This window comes from Pantoea sp. ABR1s (genome assembly GCF_057812235.1).
Genome location: NZ_CM173823.1, coordinates 3,905,398 through 3,920,767 on the forward strand (window position 1 = coordinate 3,905,398; position 15,370 = coordinate 3,920,767).

Genomic DNA, 15,370 nt, shown 5'->3' on the forward strand with positions numbered 1-15,370 from the left:
GTTTACACCTGCTTGTCGTTCTTGGCTTCTTCTTTGTTAGCCGAAGTTTGCTGTTTGTCCGCCAGCGTTTTGGCAGCGAAGTCAGCGTCCTGCTCTTTCGGTTGATCCTTTTTGTCGTCCTCGTCACCCATGGCTTTTTTGAAGCCACGAATCGAAGAACCCAAATCTGAACCCAGATTACGTAATTTGTTGGTACCGAACAGAAGTACAACAATCACGGCAATGATTAACAATTGCCAGATACTGATACCGCCCATGAGATAGCCTCTAATATTCTGTGAAAACGATGAGGTAATGCACCACAGAGTGCCCTTTTCAACCGGGCCTGAGCCAGCGACATTACCTTTTTTTAGACGGACGTGACAATCAGTTTGTCTTACGCCAGCCGATTAACCAGGAGACAATTCCTGCGGCCATCAAAACCGCCGGGAAAAAGTCCCAATCCGGTCGGGTGAGCAGCACAGCCGTTCCGCTTAACAGCAACGTTGCACCGACGCCGAACAGGTAACGCGCCTGATGGTGCCGGACGCGCTGCGCATTCATATCGCCCACTAATTTATCGACGCTGTGCCTTAAAAGTTTGTGCTGGCGCATGCTGTCGTAAAACAGCTCCGGCAGCTCAGGGAGTTTCTCAGCCCAGAATGGCGCTTTCTCTTTTACCGCACGGATAATAGCCGGTAATCCCACCTGATCTTTGATCCACTCTTCCAGGAAGGGCTTGGCTGTCTTCCACAGGTCGAGCTGCGGATAGAGCTGACGGCCGATGCCTTCAACATAGAGCAGCGTTTTTTGCAGCAGAACCAGCTGCGGCTGCACTTCCATATTAAAGCGGCGTGCGGTGTTGAACAGGTTCAGCAGCACATGCCCGAAGGAGATTTCAGCCAGCGGTTTTTCAAAAATCGGCTCGCAGACCGTACGAATCGCAAACTCGAAATCTTCTACGTTGGTATCGGGCGGCACCCAGCCTGAGTCAACGTGCAACTCCGCGACCTTACGGTAGTCACGGTTGAAGAAGGCGATAAAGTTTTCAGCCAGATAGCGCTTATCTTCTTTGTTCAGTGAACCCACGATACCGCAGTCGATGCCGATATATTGTGGATCTTCCGGATGTTCATAGCTGACAAAAATATTGCCAGGATGCATATCCGCATGGAAGAAGCTGTCGCGGAAGACCTGGGTGAAGAAGACCTGCACGCCACGTTCTGCCAGCAGCTTCATATTAACGCCATGACGCTCCAGCGTGGCAACGTCTGAAATCGGAATGCCGTAGATGCGCTCCATCACCATCATGGTTTCGCTGCAGTAGTCGGAATAGACTTCCGGCACATAGAGCATGCGGCTATCTTCAAAATTCCGGCGCAGCTGAATGGCGTTGGCCGCTTCACGTAACAGATTCAGCTCATCAAGCAGGGTTTTCTCATAATCACGCACCACTTCAACCGGACGCAGACGACGGCCATCCGGCAACAGGCGCGGGACCCAGCGGGCCAGGCGATAGATCAGCTTCATGTCCGCCCGAATCACCGGCAAAATATCGGGGCGAATCACTTTAATCACCACTTTCTTGCCAGTTGATTTCAGCGTGGCGGTGTGCACCTGCGCAATGGATGCCGAAGCCAGTGGCTTGATATCAAAATCATCAAACCAGGTTTCAATCGGCGCGCCCATTGAAGCTTCAATCTGCGCTTTGGCTTTGACGCCATCGAACGGCGCAACACGGTCCTGCAGGATCGCCAGTTGATCGGCAATCAGCGGCGGGAAGAGATCTCGACGGGTCGACAGCATCTGGCCAAACTTGATCCAGACCGGACCCAGCTGCTCCATCGCCATGCGCATACGTGCGCCGATCGGTTCATGCTGATGCAGATTAGGGATCCAGAAAACAGAGCGACGCCACAGGCGAAACAGGAAAGTGAGGCGTGTCTGAGGAATCAGTTCATCAAGGCCATAGGTCAGAAACACCTTCATGATCAGATATAAGCGGCGGATCTCTCCAAAACTCATTTTGCCTCCAGCTGCGCCAGACGCGCATCAAGCGCCTCAAGCGAACGTTCCATCGCGTCGACCTCCTCAGAAAACCAGGCTAATTCCAGCGAGCCAGGCGCAACACGCCACTCTTCGGTTATGGCCTGTCCGAGATAATCCTGGCGACGCTGCACTTCACCTTTGAAAAAGCGTAATGCCTGTTGTGAGCGCTGGCTGATCCCCTGTGCGGCGATATCGCCGACCCAGGGAGCCAGATATTCTGCCGGATCCAGCTCAGCCAGATCCATCAGCGCAGAGAACTGCTGCACCACCTGCAGGTCGCCTTCAACCTGCAATTCACCGCTGCGGATCAGCGGCGTCAGCTGCTGGCGATCGCGCAGCTTCGGCAGGGTTTTCAGCGAGGTGATCACCGTGCAGTCACTGCGATCCTGCCAGTCAGCTAACACATCGACCTGCTGTTCACTGAAGACCAGCACCAGCGGATGAGAGAACTCATTCAGGCGCAGCGTCAGCACTTTGCCATTCAGGCGTTGCCGCGCCGGTTTCAGGCCACGATCGCGATAGAGAATACGGTTCAGCGCCGTTTCCAGGCCCGCGGTAATCAAGGGCGTCAGGTTCATTACCATCTCACTCAGAACTTAAATCCACGATGCAGCGCCACAATGCCGCCGGTCATATTGGAGTAAGTGGTATTTTCAAAACCGACATCGTTCATCATCGCTTTCAGGGTCTCCTGATCGGGATGCATGCGGATCGATTCGGCCAGATAGCGATAGCTCTCTGCATCCTGCGCCACCAGCTGTCCGATACGCGGCAGAATGTGGAACGAGTAGGCGTCATACGCTTTGCTCAGCGGATCCAGAACGGGTTTAGAGAACTCCAGCACCAGCAGGCGTCCGCCCGGCTTGAGTACCCGGAACATAGAGGCCAGCGCCTTCTCTTTTTCCGTAACGTTACGCAGGCCAAAAGAGATGGTAATGCAGTCGAAATAGTTATCGGGGAAAGGCAGGGCTTCGGCATTGGCCTGTACGTAACTCACGTTGCCGACCACGCCCTGATTGCGCAGCTTTTCGCGGCCCATCTTCAGCATGGAACTGTTGATATCGGCCAGTACCACCTGACCCGTTTCGCCCACCAGGCGAGAAAATTTAGCCGTCAGATCGCCGGTACCACCCGCCAGATCTAACACGCGCTGACCGCGACGTACGCCGCTGCTGTCAATGGTAAAACGCTTCCAGATACGATGGACGCCAAACGACATCAAATCGTTCATCAGGTCATATTTTGCCGCTACGGAGTGAAACACGTCCGCGACTTTGTCAGCTTTTTCGCTTTTGGCGACCGTCTGAAAGCCAAAATGGGTAGTTTCCTGCTGTGATTCATCTGCCATCGGTTTTACCTGCTCCACAAACAATACTTCCCGAAGTGTATCAGAGTCACGGAAGTCAGGCACGCTGCGCCCATACTATTCGTGGAGGCGCCTCACATGCATCTCACTCTCTTCCGCATCACTGTCATCATCTGCATCATCAGCCGCCCGGTTTTCCGGCATGGCTCGTTCGGCCAGCTGAGGATTAATTGGTCGTTTGATCTCCACGCCCAGCGCTCGAAATCCTTCAGTCTGCGCAATCAGATTGCCGCGCCCTTCTGACAGCTTTTTCATCGCCTCGCGATAGCTGTTCTGTGCTTTATCCAGGCTGTGACCAATGCCGCTCATGTCATCGACAAACAGCCGCATCTTGTCATAGAGCCGCGTTGCCCGATCGGCAATACGCTGTGCATTGCGGCTCTGATGCTCATAGCGCCACAGATTATTAATGGTACGCAACGCCACCAGCAGCGTGGTGGGGCTGACCAGCATGATGTTCTGCTGCAGCGCCTCACCAATCAGCTCAGGCTGGCGGTCAATGGCCAGCAAAAAGGCGGGCTCCACCGGGATAAACATCAGCACATAATCCAGCGATCGTAAGCCGGGCAATTGTTGATAATCTTTTCGTCCCAGCAGGCGGATGTGCGCCCGCATGGCAGCGACATGTTCCTGAATAGCCTGCTCTCGTTCGATCTCATCATCCGCATTGAAGTAGCGCTCATAGGCCACCAGCGTCATTTTGGCGTCCACCACCACATCTTTGCCCTGCGGCAGGCGCACAATCACATCCGGCTGCATCCTGCCCTGCTGTTCTGACTGAATGCTCACCTGGGTTTCATATTCGTAGCCTTCACGCAGTCCGGAAGCTTCCAGTACCCGGCTCAGCACCACTTCACCCCAGTTACCCTGGATTTTATTATCGCCCTTCAGCGCTTTGGTCAGGTTAAGCGCCTCCTGCGCCATCTGCGCATTCAGCTGCTGTAACTGCCGGATTTCATGGGTCAGGGTATGTCGCTCACGCGCTTCTGCGCCAAAGCTTTCATGAACCTGACGACGGAAGCCATCAAGCTGTTCACGCAACGGACCAATCAGCCCGTCCAGACTTTGCCGGTTCTGTTCATCGACGCGACGCCCGCTGTTTTCGAAAATACGGTTGGCGAGGTTTTCAAACTGTGCGCTAAGGCGTTGTTCGCTGTTGGTCAGCAGGCGCTGTTTCTCTTCTGCGGCGAAACGGGTCTCTTCAAGGCGAATGGTCACCTCGCGCAGCTCCGCTTCCTGTGCGCTGTTGACCTCCAGCTGATTGCGCAGTTCACGATTAAGCTGCTCACTTTCATTACGCCAGTAATCAAGCTGTTGCAGCCGCTCATTGGCGCCGCTCAGCGCGCCGTGCAGCTGACGAAGCTCCTGCTCACGCTGCTGCGTCTGCTGCTGAAGCTGTTCGATTTGCTGCTGCTGACGCTGTTGCGCCTCTTCCTGCAGACGGCGCTCGGTCTGGAAACTGGCGACCTGATGGCCGGCACGTAACTGTGCCAGCATCCAGCCAATCCCTAACCCGGCAAGCGCCAGACAGGCGCTGATAATGATGTGCTGATCCATGATTTCCCCCGCGACTCAGGCTGCTGAGGGAAAGGTAGAGTCGCACTGTATGAATGTCCAGATAATTTTAGCAGGATTCAGCGCCTTACAGCGCCGCCACCGTGAGCTTGCCAGCCTGCCACTCATCAATCAGAAAAAACGGCATGGGCAATAGCCATTCACCCTTTTTAACCTGCGCCAGATAGTGCCAGGTTGTCCCGCCCGAGGTGATCGCGACGCGCTGTCTGCTTCCCTCAGCGGCGCTGGATTTGCCGGTCATACTGGCAAAACCGGCATTGCTGCCCACATGGAAATGCGGCGTCTGCCAGCGCACGGGGGCATGGTCAGGCCACGGCTGGGCCTGATGAAAATGAAACAACTCATCGTGGCTCAGGAGGCTTTCACGCACCGTCGGCCACAACGCCACCTTGAGGAAATATTGATCGGTGAAGCGCTGGCTGCCCTGATACTGCGCAATGAAATCGCGCATCGCCTGTTCCACATCCCGGAAGACGCCGTGACAGCCGCCCCACATCCCTGCCAGCAGCAGCTCAGTATGGGAGAAGTAGTCACGCATATGGTGGAACCAGTAAGGCGACGCCAGCCAGGCGTTTACCGCTGCCGCTTCGCGCTCCGAGAGCAGCGAGTCGGCATCACGCACGATAAAACGCTTCACGCCCGGATCGTCCATTACCAGGAAACGCCACAGGGTCGGAAACAGCGTTTTCTCGTGAGACATATCGATCAGCTGGACGTGCGGCTGGTCAAGGCGCTGCCAGACATGCTGCGGCACGCTGTCATCGAGATAGATGCGGCAGACCCAGCCGGGATAGAGCTCAGGCGCCACTTCAACGTTTTTGATTAAGGTTTCACAGTAGCGCGGCTGATCGCCATAGAGGCAGAAAGCGATGACATTCTGGTGCGGATGAGTGAGATCGACAGGCTCCGGTTGCGGAGCGGGAAACGTGGCGCGCTGCCCCTGACTGAAACGCGCATCAGAGCGCATCAGCGAGGCCAGCCCATGACGCGCTACCTCGTCCTTTTTATCCAGCCAGCCACACACTTCGGTTAAGCCATCCAGCCAGGTTTCAGAGGCGGTAGCCTGCACAGCGGGCGGCGACTGATAAATCTTCTGGTAGATTTTGTACGATTTATTGTACTGACCCAGACGCAGCAGGCAGAGCGCGTAGTCGCTCAGCACCTGCATCTGATTGGGCATCGTGCGCAATACCTCTTCACAGCATTGAGCGGCCAGCGCATAGTCGCCCTGTTGCATGGCGGCACGGAAACGTTCGGCACTGCGTTCCAGCATGGCTTTGAGTGCGGCCGGATTAGCACCAGGGGCAGGACGTCGGACGGGAATCGTATTGCGCATAAAAACTCTCAGGTTTCACTGATGTTACGCGCCGTTTACTACCGGCAGCAGGTTTTGAGTCTGGACAAAAAACCTGCTGCCAGACGCGGTCGTTATAGTAAGCGACGCGCCGCTTCGACCACAATCTTCACTGCGTCACTTTCTGTCTGTTTCATGGTGACCGCATCCGGGATCTCTTTCTGAGTGCGGTTCACAATCACGCCCGCCACCATGCCGGCTCGCAGACCCTGGCTGGCGCACATGGTTAACAGTGTAGCGGATTCCATCTCATAGTTGAGAACGCCCATCTCCTGCCACTCTTTCATCGATCCCCTGAAGCGACTGACTACGCGGCCCGAGACGGTGTCGTAGCGCTCCTGACCCGGATAGAAGGTGTCAGAAGAGGCGGTGATGCCGATATGCGTTTTCGCGCCACAAGCTTCTGCGGCGGCAACCAGCGCGGTGGTGCAGGCGAAATCAGCCACTGCCGGGAACTCCATCGGCGCAAAATGCAGGCTGGCCCCGTCCAGGCGAACAGACGCAGTGGTCACCAGCACATCGCCGACATTGATATGCGGCTGGATAGCGCCCGTGGTACCGACACGCAGGAAGGTACGTACGCCAAGCTGTGCCAGCTCTTCGACCGCAATCGAGGTAGACGGACCGCCAATGCCGGTTGAGCAGACCACGACCGGCTTACCATCAATTTTTGCCAGCCAGGAGGTAAATTCACGGTGTGAGGCGAGATGCGTGGCATCTTCCATCAGTCCGGCAATTTTCTTCACGCGCTCCGGATCGCCCGGCACAATCGCCAGGGTGGCGCCCTGCAGATCGGCTTTGGTCAGGCCAAGATGGAAAACGTCAGACTGTGTCATTTTCAGACTCCTGTTAAGGGAAGGTAGCGCGCCACTCTACGCCAGCACGCCCAATAAATATGTGACAACATTCACTTAAGAAAATGAAAGTTACATTTCCCGAAAGATAAATTGTGACAGCAATCACACAATAGCATCTTCCGGGTGCGGATAGCTCTCAGTGGGGCTGTGTCAGGGTCAGCGCAATGTTAAAGAGGAGGATGATTTTATTCGCTGCTGATTCTGTGACCCGACACCTGGCGCATACGCTTTCCGGCCAGGCTATAGTTACGTGATTGCGCAAATGCTTGCACGGAGAGAATAATGAAACCCAGTGATAATATGGCACAAAAACCGGCGACGGGCGGCTTTGCCCCTGCCGTGCAGCCCACCGCCTCCACCACCATCATTACCGACAGCCCGGCGATTCAGGCGGGTGAAACCTCAGTGCCCAGCCAGGGCGAAAATATGCCGGCATTCTTTGCAAAACCCCAGTCAGCGGAAGGCCCGTGGCCAGTCGTACTGGTCGTGCAGGAGATCTTTGGTGTGCATGAACACATCAGGGATATCTGCCGCCGCCTGGCGCTGGAAGGCTATCTGGCGATTGCGCCTGAGCTCTATTTCCGCGAGGGCGATCCCGCTGAGTATAATGATATCCCGACGCTGTTCAGCGAGCTGGTCAGCAAAGTGCCTGACAGCCAGGTGCTGGCCGATCTCGATCATGCCGCCAACTGGGCCGCACGCAACGGCGGCGATATTCGTCGCATGGGCATCACCGGTTTTTGCTGGGGTGGCCGAATCAGCTGGCTCTACGCCGCGCATAACCCGCAACTGCGCGCCGCCGTGGCGTGGTATGGACGACTGACCGGTGAGCGCACGCTGAAGCAGCAGAAGCATCCTATTGATATTGCGGTCGATCTGAATGCGCCAGTATTAGGTTTGTATGGTGGCCAGGATGAGGGTATCCCGCTGGAGAGCGTCGAGCAGATGCGTCAGGCACTGCATGCCGCCAATGCAACCGCAGAGATCATCGTCTATCCCGAAGCGGGCCATGCCTTTAATGCTGACTATCGTGCAAGCTACCATGCTGAATCTGCCAATGATGGCTGGCAGCGGATGCTGGCCTGGTTCAGGCAGTATGGTGTTGCATCGCAGTAAATGAAAAAGGGGTGCTTATGCGCCCCTGATTTTTTCGCCCCACCAGACCCGATTCCCTACGCCGTTTCTCCACGCAATTTCTTCGCTGCCGTCACCATGTTCGCCAGCGCCTGACGCGTTTCCGTCCAGCCCCGTGTTTTCAAACCGCAGTCCGGGTTCACCCACAGACGCGCTTCCGGAATGCGTTTCGCCGCCTTTAGCAACAGTGCTTCTATCCACTCCACGCTGGGGACATTAGGCGAATGGATGTCGTAGACGCCGGGACCGATTTCATTCGGGTAGTCGAAGTTCTCAAACGCCTCCAGCAGGTCCATGTCAGATCGCGAGGTTTCGATGGTGATCACATCGGCATCCAGCGCCGCGATAGCGTCCATAATGTCGTTAAATTCGCAGTAACACATATGGGTGTGAATCTGGGTTTCATCCCGCGCCATCGCCGCATTCAGTCGGAAGGCCTCCACCGCCCAGTTCAGGTAGGCGGCCCATTCAGACTGGTGCAGTGGCAGACCTTCACGCAGCGCAGGCTCATCAATCTGGATAATCCCGATGCCCGCCTTCTCCAGGTCTTCGACTTCATCACGCAGCGCCAGCGCGATCTGTTTCGCGATGGTTTCGCGTGACACATCTTCACGCGGGAATGACCAGCAGAGGATGGTTACCGGGCCGGTCAGCATCCCTTTTACCGGTTTATCGGTCAGCGACTGGGCATATCTGGCCCACTCAACGGTGATCGCCTCCGGACGACTGACATCGCCAATAATGACAGGCGGTTTCACACAGCGTGAACCGTAGCTCTGAACCCAGCCATTCTGTGTGAAGACAAACCCCTCCAGATGTTCGCCGAAGTACTCAACCATGTCGTTACGTTCCGCTTCACCGTGCACCAGCACATCCAGCCCCAGCCGCTCCTGTTCGAGAATCGCCTGCTTAATATGCTCCGCGATGCCGGTGCGGTAATGGTTGCTGTCGAGCCGGCCCTGTTTAAAGTCGAGGCGCAGGCCGCGAATTTCAGTGGTCTGCGGAAAAGAGCCGATGGTGGTGGTAGGCCAGGCTGGCAGATTGAAACGCTGACGCTGCAGGACCGCCCGCACCGGATAAGCGCTCTGGCGTTCACTGTGCTGTGAGGTAATGGCCTGCAGACGCTGGCCCACCGCCGCATTATGCACGCGGCGGGAGTGAGCGCGGGCGTGTACCGGTGCGCTCCAGGCTTCCAGCGCCGTCGCATCGTTGTTGTTGAGTGCCTGACTCAGCAGTGATAGCTCGGCACATTTCTGCAGCGCAAAGGCGAACCAGCTTTTGACTTCATCATCCAGACGGGTCTCGACGCTCAGGTCGATAGGGCTATGCAGCAGCGAGCAGGAGGAGCCGATCCACACCTGTTCACGCGCTCTCGTCAGCGGTTGCAAGCGGCTGAACCAGCGGCTCAGATCGGCGCGCCAGACGTTGCGTCCGTTGATCACGCCGAGCGACAGCAGCCAGCTGGCGGGCAGTTGCTGATTCAGTTGCTGAATATCATCACGACCATGGACCAAATCGACATGCAGCCCCTGCACCGGCAGCGAACGAATCACATCAATGTTCTGGCCGATGCTGTCAAAATAGGTGGTCAGCAGCAGTTTGCTGTGACCCTGCAGTGCGTCATAGGCCAGCTGGAAGGCTTCGCGCCACGTCTGCGGCAGCTCCAGTGCCAGAGCGGGTTCATCAATCTGTACCCATTCGATGCCGCGCTTAGCCAGTTCCGCCAGCACCTGCTGATAGACCGGAAGAATCCCCTCCAGCAGTGACAGACGTTCAAACGGCTCACCCTTCACTTTACCCAGCCACAGATACGTCACCGGCCCCAGCAGTACTGGCTTGATGTTGTGTCCCAGCGCCAGTGCCTCATCCACCTCGTCCAGCAGTTGGGTCCAGGTCAGTTTAAACGTCTGCCCTTGGGTAAACTCCGGCACCATGTAGTGATAGTTGGTGTTAAACCATTTGGTCATTTCTGCCGCCGCCGCAGGCTCGCCGGTCGGCGCACGACCGCGTCCCAGGCGGAACAGGGTGTCGAGGTCCACAGTACCTGCTTTGTTCTGATGACGCGCGGGCACGTTGCCCAGCATCAGGCTGGTGGTCAGCACATGGTCATACCAGGCGAAATCGCCGACAGGCAGCAGATCGACGCCCGCCTCTTTCTGTTGTTGCCAGTGTCGCGCACGCAGCTCACGGCCCGTCGCCAGTAACGTCTGCTGCGTGCTGTCGCCAGCCCAGTAACTCTCCAGCGCTTTTTTCAGTTCACGGCGCAGGCCAATACGGGGAAAGCCGAGGGTATGGTTCAGGATAGTCATGTGCTGTTCTCCAGATAATCTTTCACTTTGGCTTAAATGGGCAGCCAAAGATGTTTAGCCGTCCAGATGTTTACACTGCTATACTCTGCGGGTACTGTATATTGCTCAAGCGCAATATGTTCATTTTCGATGTGAAGGACTCTCATGATCGAACTCAAGCACCTGCGGACGCTTCAGGCTCTGCGCAATACGGGATCGCTGGCGGCGGCGGCGGCCCAGCTTCATCAGACGCAATCGGCGTTGTCTCATCAGTTCAGCGATCTGGAGCAGCGGCTTGGATTCCGCCTGTTCGTGCGTAAAAGTCAGCCGCTGCGCTTTACGCCGCAGGGCGATATTCTGCTGCAGCTGGCAGAGCAGGTGCTGCCGCAGATTCAGCAGGCATTGCAGGCCTGCCATGAGCCACATCAGACCACGCTGCGGGTGGCAATAGAGTGCCATAGCTGCATTCAGTGGCTGACCCCCGCGCTGGATAAATTCCGTCAGAGCTGGCCGCAGGTGGTGATGGATTTCAAATCGGGCGTGACCTTTGATCCTCAACCCGCCCTGCAACAGGGTGAGCTGGATGTGGTGCTGACCTCCGATATCCTGGCGCGCTCGGGTCTGTTCTATTCCCCGATGTTTGATTATGAAGTGCGGCTGGTGCTGGCAACGGATCACCCGCTGGCGCAGGTTGAGCAGATTTCGCCGGAAGATCTAGCCGATGAGGTGTTGATGATCTATCCGGTGCAGCGTCAGCGTCTGGATATCTGGCGTCACTTCCTGCAGCCCGCAGGCGTCAGTCCGGCACTGAAAAGTGTGGATAACACCCTGCTGATGATTCAGATGGTCTCGGCACGTATGGGGATTGCCGCGCTGCCGCACTGGGTGGTGGAGAGTTTTGAGAAGCAGGGTCTGGTGGTCACCCGCACGCTGGGCGATGGCCTGTGGAGCCGTCTTTATGCGGCCGTGCGCGAAGGGGAGCAACGTCAGCCAGTGCTGGAAGCGTTTATCCGCTTTGCCCGTCAGCACGCCTGTGAGCATCTGCCTTTTGTGCGCGACGCCGCGCTGCCCGGTGCGGTGTTGCAGCGATAATCTGGCGGGCACAAACCTGCGCGAAGGCGGGCAAAATCCCCTATAATGCGCAGCCTGTCGACTGACCACGAGAAGATTTCACCATGACTAACAATGATATTCTGCGCAGCGTGCGCTATATGCTCAACCTGAGCGATGCCAAAATGGTGGAGATTTTTGCGCTGGCGCAATGTGACGTGCCGCTGGCGGATATTCAGGCGTGGCTGAAAAAAGATGACGATGCTGCGTTCCGTCCCTGCCCCGATGTGCTGATGGGTTATTTCCTGAATGGCCTGATCTTCTACCGTCGCGGCAAAAGTGAAGATGCGCCCGCGCCGTCGATTGAGCGCAAGATGACCAATAACATCTTCATGAGAAAGCTGCGTATCGCTTTTGATCTGAAAACCACCGACATTCCTGATGTACTGAAACGCGTGAATTTTACCGTTTCACAGGCTGAGATTGGTGCGATTTTCCGCAAACCTGATCATAAGAACTATCGCGAATGCGGCGATCAGATTCTGCGTAACTTCCTGAAAGGGCTGGCGATGATTCAGCGTCCTAAGAGTGAAAAGCCTGCTTAACGTCTGTGGCTGAACGCTTCGGGTACCTGCGTGGTCAGAAGTGGCGCATCTGATCGCAAAGAAAGCCTGCATCCATGCAGCACGGCCTCGCCATCCCTGGCTCGGACGCTTTGCTCCTCAGTTGCGCCACCTCTTCCCTTAAGCTTCTTCATGGCTTTTTAATTAGCAACACCAGGCCAGCCCTGGGGAGTGAAAGCGGGTCATCGGTAGAGCCTTCGTCGCAGGGGAAAAAAGCGCCGGGAGCATTTCTGAACCATCCTGGAAGATTCCTTCGCGATCGCACACGCCAGCTCCATCGCGAATGCTCTACGTTTCAGCGCTCCATACCCTCCTTCATATTCGCTCTGAGCCCCTGGTTCAACTGCGATGATGCTGTTAAGTCTCCAGGGCTGGCGCGTCTGAAGAGCGAAGCGTCCGGGCCAGGGATGGCCCGGCCGATCCACAGGGATGTGAGATTCCTTCGCGATCGGACGCGCCAGCCCGGGAGGCCGCACCCATGCAACAGCCCTGTTTATGATCGGTCACCGCGCCCCACCACCCAGCGCTTATGCACCCACAACGAGGCGAGGATCACCAGCGCGCCCGCAATAAAGCTTGGCCAGTGCGGTTTCTCCTGCCAGATAGCCAGATTCACCAGCAGCCCGGCAGGAACGTGCATGTTATTCATAATGCCCAGCGTGCCGGCATCGACCTGGGTCGCACCATAATTCCACATAAAATAGCCGAGACCGGAAGCCGCAATGCCCAGCCAGACCAGAATGCCCCACTGCAATGAGGTGGTCGGCAACTTCTGTGGATTGCCCCAGGCACACCAGGCGATCACCGCAATCAACACTGCACCCAGATAGAACCAGGAGAAGGCCGTGTGCTGCGGCATCGGGCGGGTCTCCTGCAGACGCTTATAGCCCACCATTCCCGCCGCAAAGCAGATATTTGCCAGTTGCACTAACAGCAGACCAAACCAGAAATGATCGCTGACTTTGTCATAGCGAATAATGGCCGCACCTGCCACAGCCAGCAGTGCACTGAAGATATAGCCGATGCGCAGTGGACGACGGCTGATCAGATCGTAAATCAGCGTCACATAAAGCGGCGTCATCACCGTAAACAGCAGGAATTCCGACACGCTAAGATAGAGATAGGCTTCGAAACTCAGCAGATACATCACGCCCAGCTGCAGCATCCCGACCAGCATGTAAAGCAACAGCGTTGAAGGGCGATGACCACGCCAGCGCAGGAAAGGTAAAAATACCAGCGCAGCCAGCGCCAGTCGCATCAGTACAGAGAACCAGCTGTCCACCTGCCCGGCAAGGTATTCGCCAATCAGACTGAACGAAAAGGCCCACAGAATGGTGGTAATAATCAATAAAAACACGGTGACGACCCCGAAATTAACAGGCCGTCAGTGTAAACAATGTGCTGCCATCAGGCTGTGAAATCTGGTTGACATCTGATTACAAACCAGGCGATCAGAATAGCCATCGGAAAGGGCTTTCGCTTCCTGACATAACTGTCTGCATAAGGATCTTTCAGCCAGATAAAATGCGCGAAATGATCCATCGCATGATCACTTCCGCTCCAGAATGTAATAAAAGTGTAACAAATGTGTCATTCATCACAGTAACGTTGCGCAACTAACACTATTCTTTGCGCGAAATGGAACATTCTGCGTCCATTTTCTTCTGCTCTTTTCCTGCCCCAACCTGCTGGGAATTAAAAACCATAATGTGCCCTGGAGGGCCTCACTGATGCTGAGCATTTTTAAACCTGCACCACGTCAGCCGCAGGTGGCGGAGGATCACGTTGATCCGCTCTACCGTCGTCTGCGCTGGCAAATTTTCATCGGGATCTTCTTTGGTTACGCCGCCTACTATCTGGTCAGAAAAAACTTCGCACTCGCCATGCCCTACCTGGTAGAGCAGGGTTTTTCACGTGGCGATCTCGGTTTTGCCTTATCCGGCATATCCATCGCCTACGGCTTTTCAAAATTCATCATGGGATCGGTCTCTGACCGCTCAAACCCGCGCGTCTTCTTACCGGCAGGCCTGATTCTGGCTGCGACAGTGATGCTGATCATGGGATTCGTTCCCTGGGCCACCTCCAGCATTATGGTGATGTTCGTGCTGCTGTTTATCTGCGGCTGGTTCCAGGGCATGGGCTGGCCACCTTGTGGACGTACCATGGTTCACTGGTGGTCGCAGAAAGAGCGCGGCAGGATCGTTTCGGTCTGGAACTGCGCCCATAATGTCGGCGGCGGTATTCCGCCTCTGCTGTTCCTGCTCGGTATGGCATGGTTCAACGACTGGAAAGCAGCACTCTATATGCCGGCATTTGGCGCCATCGCCATTGCGATTCTGGCCTTTGCGCTGATGCGCGATACGCCGCAATCCTGTGGTCTGCCACCGATTGAAGAGTACAAAAACGACTATCCGCCCGACTATGATGCCAGCCACGAAGAGGAGCTGACGGCCAGACAGATCTTCATGAAATATGTGCTACCGAACAAGCTGTTGTGGTACATCGCGCTGGCCAACGTATTTGTTTATCTGCTGCGCTACGGCATTCTCGACTGGTCGCCGACCTATCTCAGAGAAGTAAAACACTTCACGCTGGATAAATCGTCGTGGGCTTACTTCCTGTATGAGTATGCGGGGATCCCCGGAACGCTGCTGTGCGGCTGGATGTCGGACAAAGTGTTCCGCGGTAATCGCGGTGCGACCGGGGTGTTCTTTATGACGCTGGTAACCATCGCGACCGTGATCTACTGGCTTAACCCGGCGGGCAATCCTGGCGTCGATATGGCCTGTATGATTGTGATTGGCTTCCTGATCTACGGTCCGGTGATGCTGATTGGTCTGCACGCGCTGGAGCTGGCCCCGAAAAAAGCGGCGGGGACGGCGGCGGGCTTCACCGGCCTGTTCGGCTATCTGGGTGGATCGGTGGCGGCCAGCGCCATTGTCGGTTACACCGTCGATTACTTCGGCTGGGACGGCGGCTTCATGGTGATGATTGCTGGCTGTGTGCTGGCGGTTATCCTGCTGTTACTGACCATGGTCAGCGAACACAAACACAAAAAGACCCCTGCCTGACGGCAATAAAAAAGGGCCGGATAT

Annotated in this window: 13 protein-coding genes; 4 read left to right on the forward strand and 9 right to left on the reverse strand. The window is 56.0% G+C overall.

Features of this window, described 5'->3' with window-relative positions; genetic code table 11:
• Positions 1 to 2: 2 nt before the first annotated feature.
• From tatA to udp, 7 genes are all read right to left on the reverse strand, one after another.
• On the reverse strand, positions 3 to 257 hold the full coding sequence (tatA, locus tag ACXKZD_RS18375; RefSeq protein WP_010257244.1) for a Sec-independent protein translocase subunit TatA: 255 nt from the start codon (positions 255 to 257) through the stop codon (positions 3 to 5).
• A gap of 109 nt (positions 258 to 366) precedes the next feature.
• The gene (ubiB, locus tag ACXKZD_RS18380; RefSeq protein ID WP_010257248.1) at positions 367 to 2,004 is read right to left on the reverse strand and encodes a ubiquinone biosynthesis regulatory protein kinase UbiB; all 1,638 of its coding nucleotides are present in this window, start codon (positions 2,002 to 2,004) and stop codon (positions 367 to 369) included.
• Positions 2,001 to 2,606, reverse strand: a complete 606-nt coding sequence (ubiJ, locus tag ACXKZD_RS18385; protein WP_010257253.1) for a ubiquinone biosynthesis protein UbiJ — start codon at positions 2,604 to 2,606, stop codon at positions 2,001 to 2,003. The genes ubiB and ubiJ overlap by 4 nt, the downstream gene beginning before the upstream one ends.
• A gap of 11 nt (positions 2,607 to 2,617) precedes the next feature.
• Complete coding sequence (gene ubiE / locus ACXKZD_RS18390) at positions 2,618 to 3,376, reverse strand: bifunctional demethylmenaquinone methyltransferase/2-methoxy-6-polyprenyl-1,4-benzoquinol methylase UbiE (RefSeq protein WP_008926452.1); 759 nt, start codon at positions 3,374 to 3,376, stop codon at positions 2,618 to 2,620.
• 75 nt (positions 3,377 to 3,451) lie between these two features.
• Positions 3,452 to 4,951: a DNA recombination protein RmuC gene (gene rmuC / locus ACXKZD_RS18395; RefSeq protein WP_010671682.1), complete on the reverse strand. Its 1,500-nt coding sequence runs from the start codon at positions 4,949 to 4,951 to the stop codon at positions 3,452 to 3,454.
• A gap of 85 nt (positions 4,952 to 5,036) precedes the next feature.
• On the reverse strand, positions 5,037 to 6,305 hold the full coding sequence (locus tag ACXKZD_RS18400; protein WP_132499511.1) for a tetratricopeptide repeat protein: 1,269 nt from the start codon (positions 6,303 to 6,305) through the stop codon (positions 5,037 to 5,039).
• A gap of 92 nt (positions 6,306 to 6,397) precedes the next feature.
• Positions 6,398 to 7,159, reverse strand: coding sequence for a uridine phosphorylase (gene udp / locus ACXKZD_RS18405; protein WP_010257266.1), 762 nt, complete (start codon positions 7,157 to 7,159; stop codon positions 6,398 to 6,400).
• A 303-nt stretch (positions 7,160 to 7,462) separates the two neighbouring features.
• Here udp and ACXKZD_RS18410 point away from each other — a divergent pair, with 303 nt between their 5' ends.
• Positions 7,463 to 8,296: a dienelactone hydrolase family protein gene (locus ACXKZD_RS18410; RefSeq protein WP_010257269.1), complete on the forward strand. Its 834-nt coding sequence runs from the start codon at positions 7,463 to 7,465 to the stop codon at positions 8,294 to 8,296.
• A gap of 56 nt (positions 8,297 to 8,352) precedes the next feature.
• On the opposite strand, the gene metE is transcribed toward ACXKZD_RS18410, so the two are convergent.
• Positions 8,353 to 10,623 (reverse strand): 5-methyltetrahydropteroyltriglutamate--homocysteine S-methyltransferase, encoded by a 2,271-nt coding sequence (gene metE / locus ACXKZD_RS18415; protein ID WP_488981788.1) that lies wholly within the window; start codon positions 10,621 to 10,623, stop codon positions 8,353 to 8,355.
• A gap of 144 nt (positions 10,624 to 10,767) precedes the next feature.
• On the opposite strand from metE, the gene metR reads away from it, so the two are divergent.
• Complete coding sequence (metR, locus tag ACXKZD_RS18420; protein WP_003854400.1) at positions 10,768 to 11,694, forward strand: HTH-type transcriptional regulator MetR; 927 nt, start codon at positions 10,768 to 10,770, stop codon at positions 11,692 to 11,694.
• Positions 11,695 to 11,777: 83 nt separating this feature from the next.
• Entirely contained in the window at positions 11,778 to 12,257 is a 480-nt protein-coding gene (locus tag ACXKZD_RS18425; RefSeq protein ID WP_010257278.1) for a YehS family protein, read from the forward strand.
• A gap of 511 nt (positions 12,258 to 12,768) precedes the next feature.
• Here ACXKZD_RS18425 and ACXKZD_RS18430 read toward each other — a convergent pair.
• Positions 12,769 to 13,632, reverse strand: a complete 864-nt coding sequence (locus ACXKZD_RS18430) for a carboxylate/amino acid/amine transporter (RefSeq protein ID WP_033773271.1) — start codon at positions 13,630 to 13,632, stop codon at positions 12,769 to 12,771.
• Positions 13,633 to 14,005: 373 nt separating this feature from the next.
• Between ACXKZD_RS18430 and glpT the strand changes: the two genes are divergently transcribed.
• Positions 14,006 to 15,346: a glycerol-3-phosphate transporter gene (glpT, locus tag ACXKZD_RS18435; protein WP_033773270.1), complete on the forward strand. Its 1,341-nt coding sequence runs from the start codon at positions 14,006 to 14,008 to the stop codon at positions 15,344 to 15,346.
• The last annotated feature ends 24 nt before the right edge of the window (positions 15,347 to 15,370 follow it).

What these genes read in the sequence shown, in the direction of transcription:
- tatA (WP_010257244.1), bottom strand. Translation starts at nt 257, where the DNA reads ATGGGCGGTATCAGTATCTGGCAATTGTTAATCATTGCCGTGATTGTT.
- ubiB (WP_010257248.1), bottom strand. Translation starts at nt 2,004, where the DNA reads ATGAGTTTTGGAGAGATCCGCCGCTTATATCTGATCATGAAGGTGTTT.
- ubiJ (WP_010257253.1), bottom strand. Translation starts at nt 2,606, where the DNA reads ATGAACCTGACGCCCTTGATTACCGCGGGCCTGGAAACGGCGCTGAAC.
- ubiE (WP_008926452.1), bottom strand. Translation starts at nt 3,376, where the DNA reads ATGGCAGATGAATCACAGCAGGAAACTACCCATTTTGGCTTTCAGACG.
- rmuC (WP_010671682.1), bottom strand. Translation starts at nt 4,951, where the DNA reads ATGGATCAGCACATCATTATCAGCGCCTGTCTGGCGCTTGCCGGGTTA.
- ACXKZD_RS18400 (WP_132499511.1), bottom strand. Translation starts at nt 6,305, where the DNA reads ATGCGCAATACGATTCCCGTCCGACGTCCTGCCCCTGGTGCTAATCCG.
- udp (WP_010257266.1), bottom strand. Translation starts at nt 7,159, where the DNA reads ATGACACAGTCTGACGTTTTCCATCTTGGCCTGACCAAAGCCGATCTG.
- ACXKZD_RS18410 (WP_010257269.1), top strand. Translation starts at nt 7,463, where the DNA reads ATGAAACCCAGTGATAATATGGCACAAAAACCGGCGACGGGCGGCTTT.
- metE (WP_488981788.1), bottom strand. Translation starts at nt 10,623, where the DNA reads ATGACTATCCTGAACCATACCCTCGGCTTTCCCCGTATTGGCCTGCGC.
- metR (WP_003854400.1), top strand. Translation starts at nt 10,768, where the DNA reads ATGATCGAACTCAAGCACCTGCGGACGCTTCAGGCTCTGCGCAATACG.
- ACXKZD_RS18425 (WP_010257278.1), top strand. Translation starts at nt 11,778, where the DNA reads ATGACTAACAATGATATTCTGCGCAGCGTGCGCTATATGCTCAACCTG.
- glpT (WP_033773270.1), top strand. Translation starts at nt 14,006, where the DNA reads ATGCTGAGCATTTTTAAACCTGCACCACGTCAGCCGCAGGTGGCGGAG.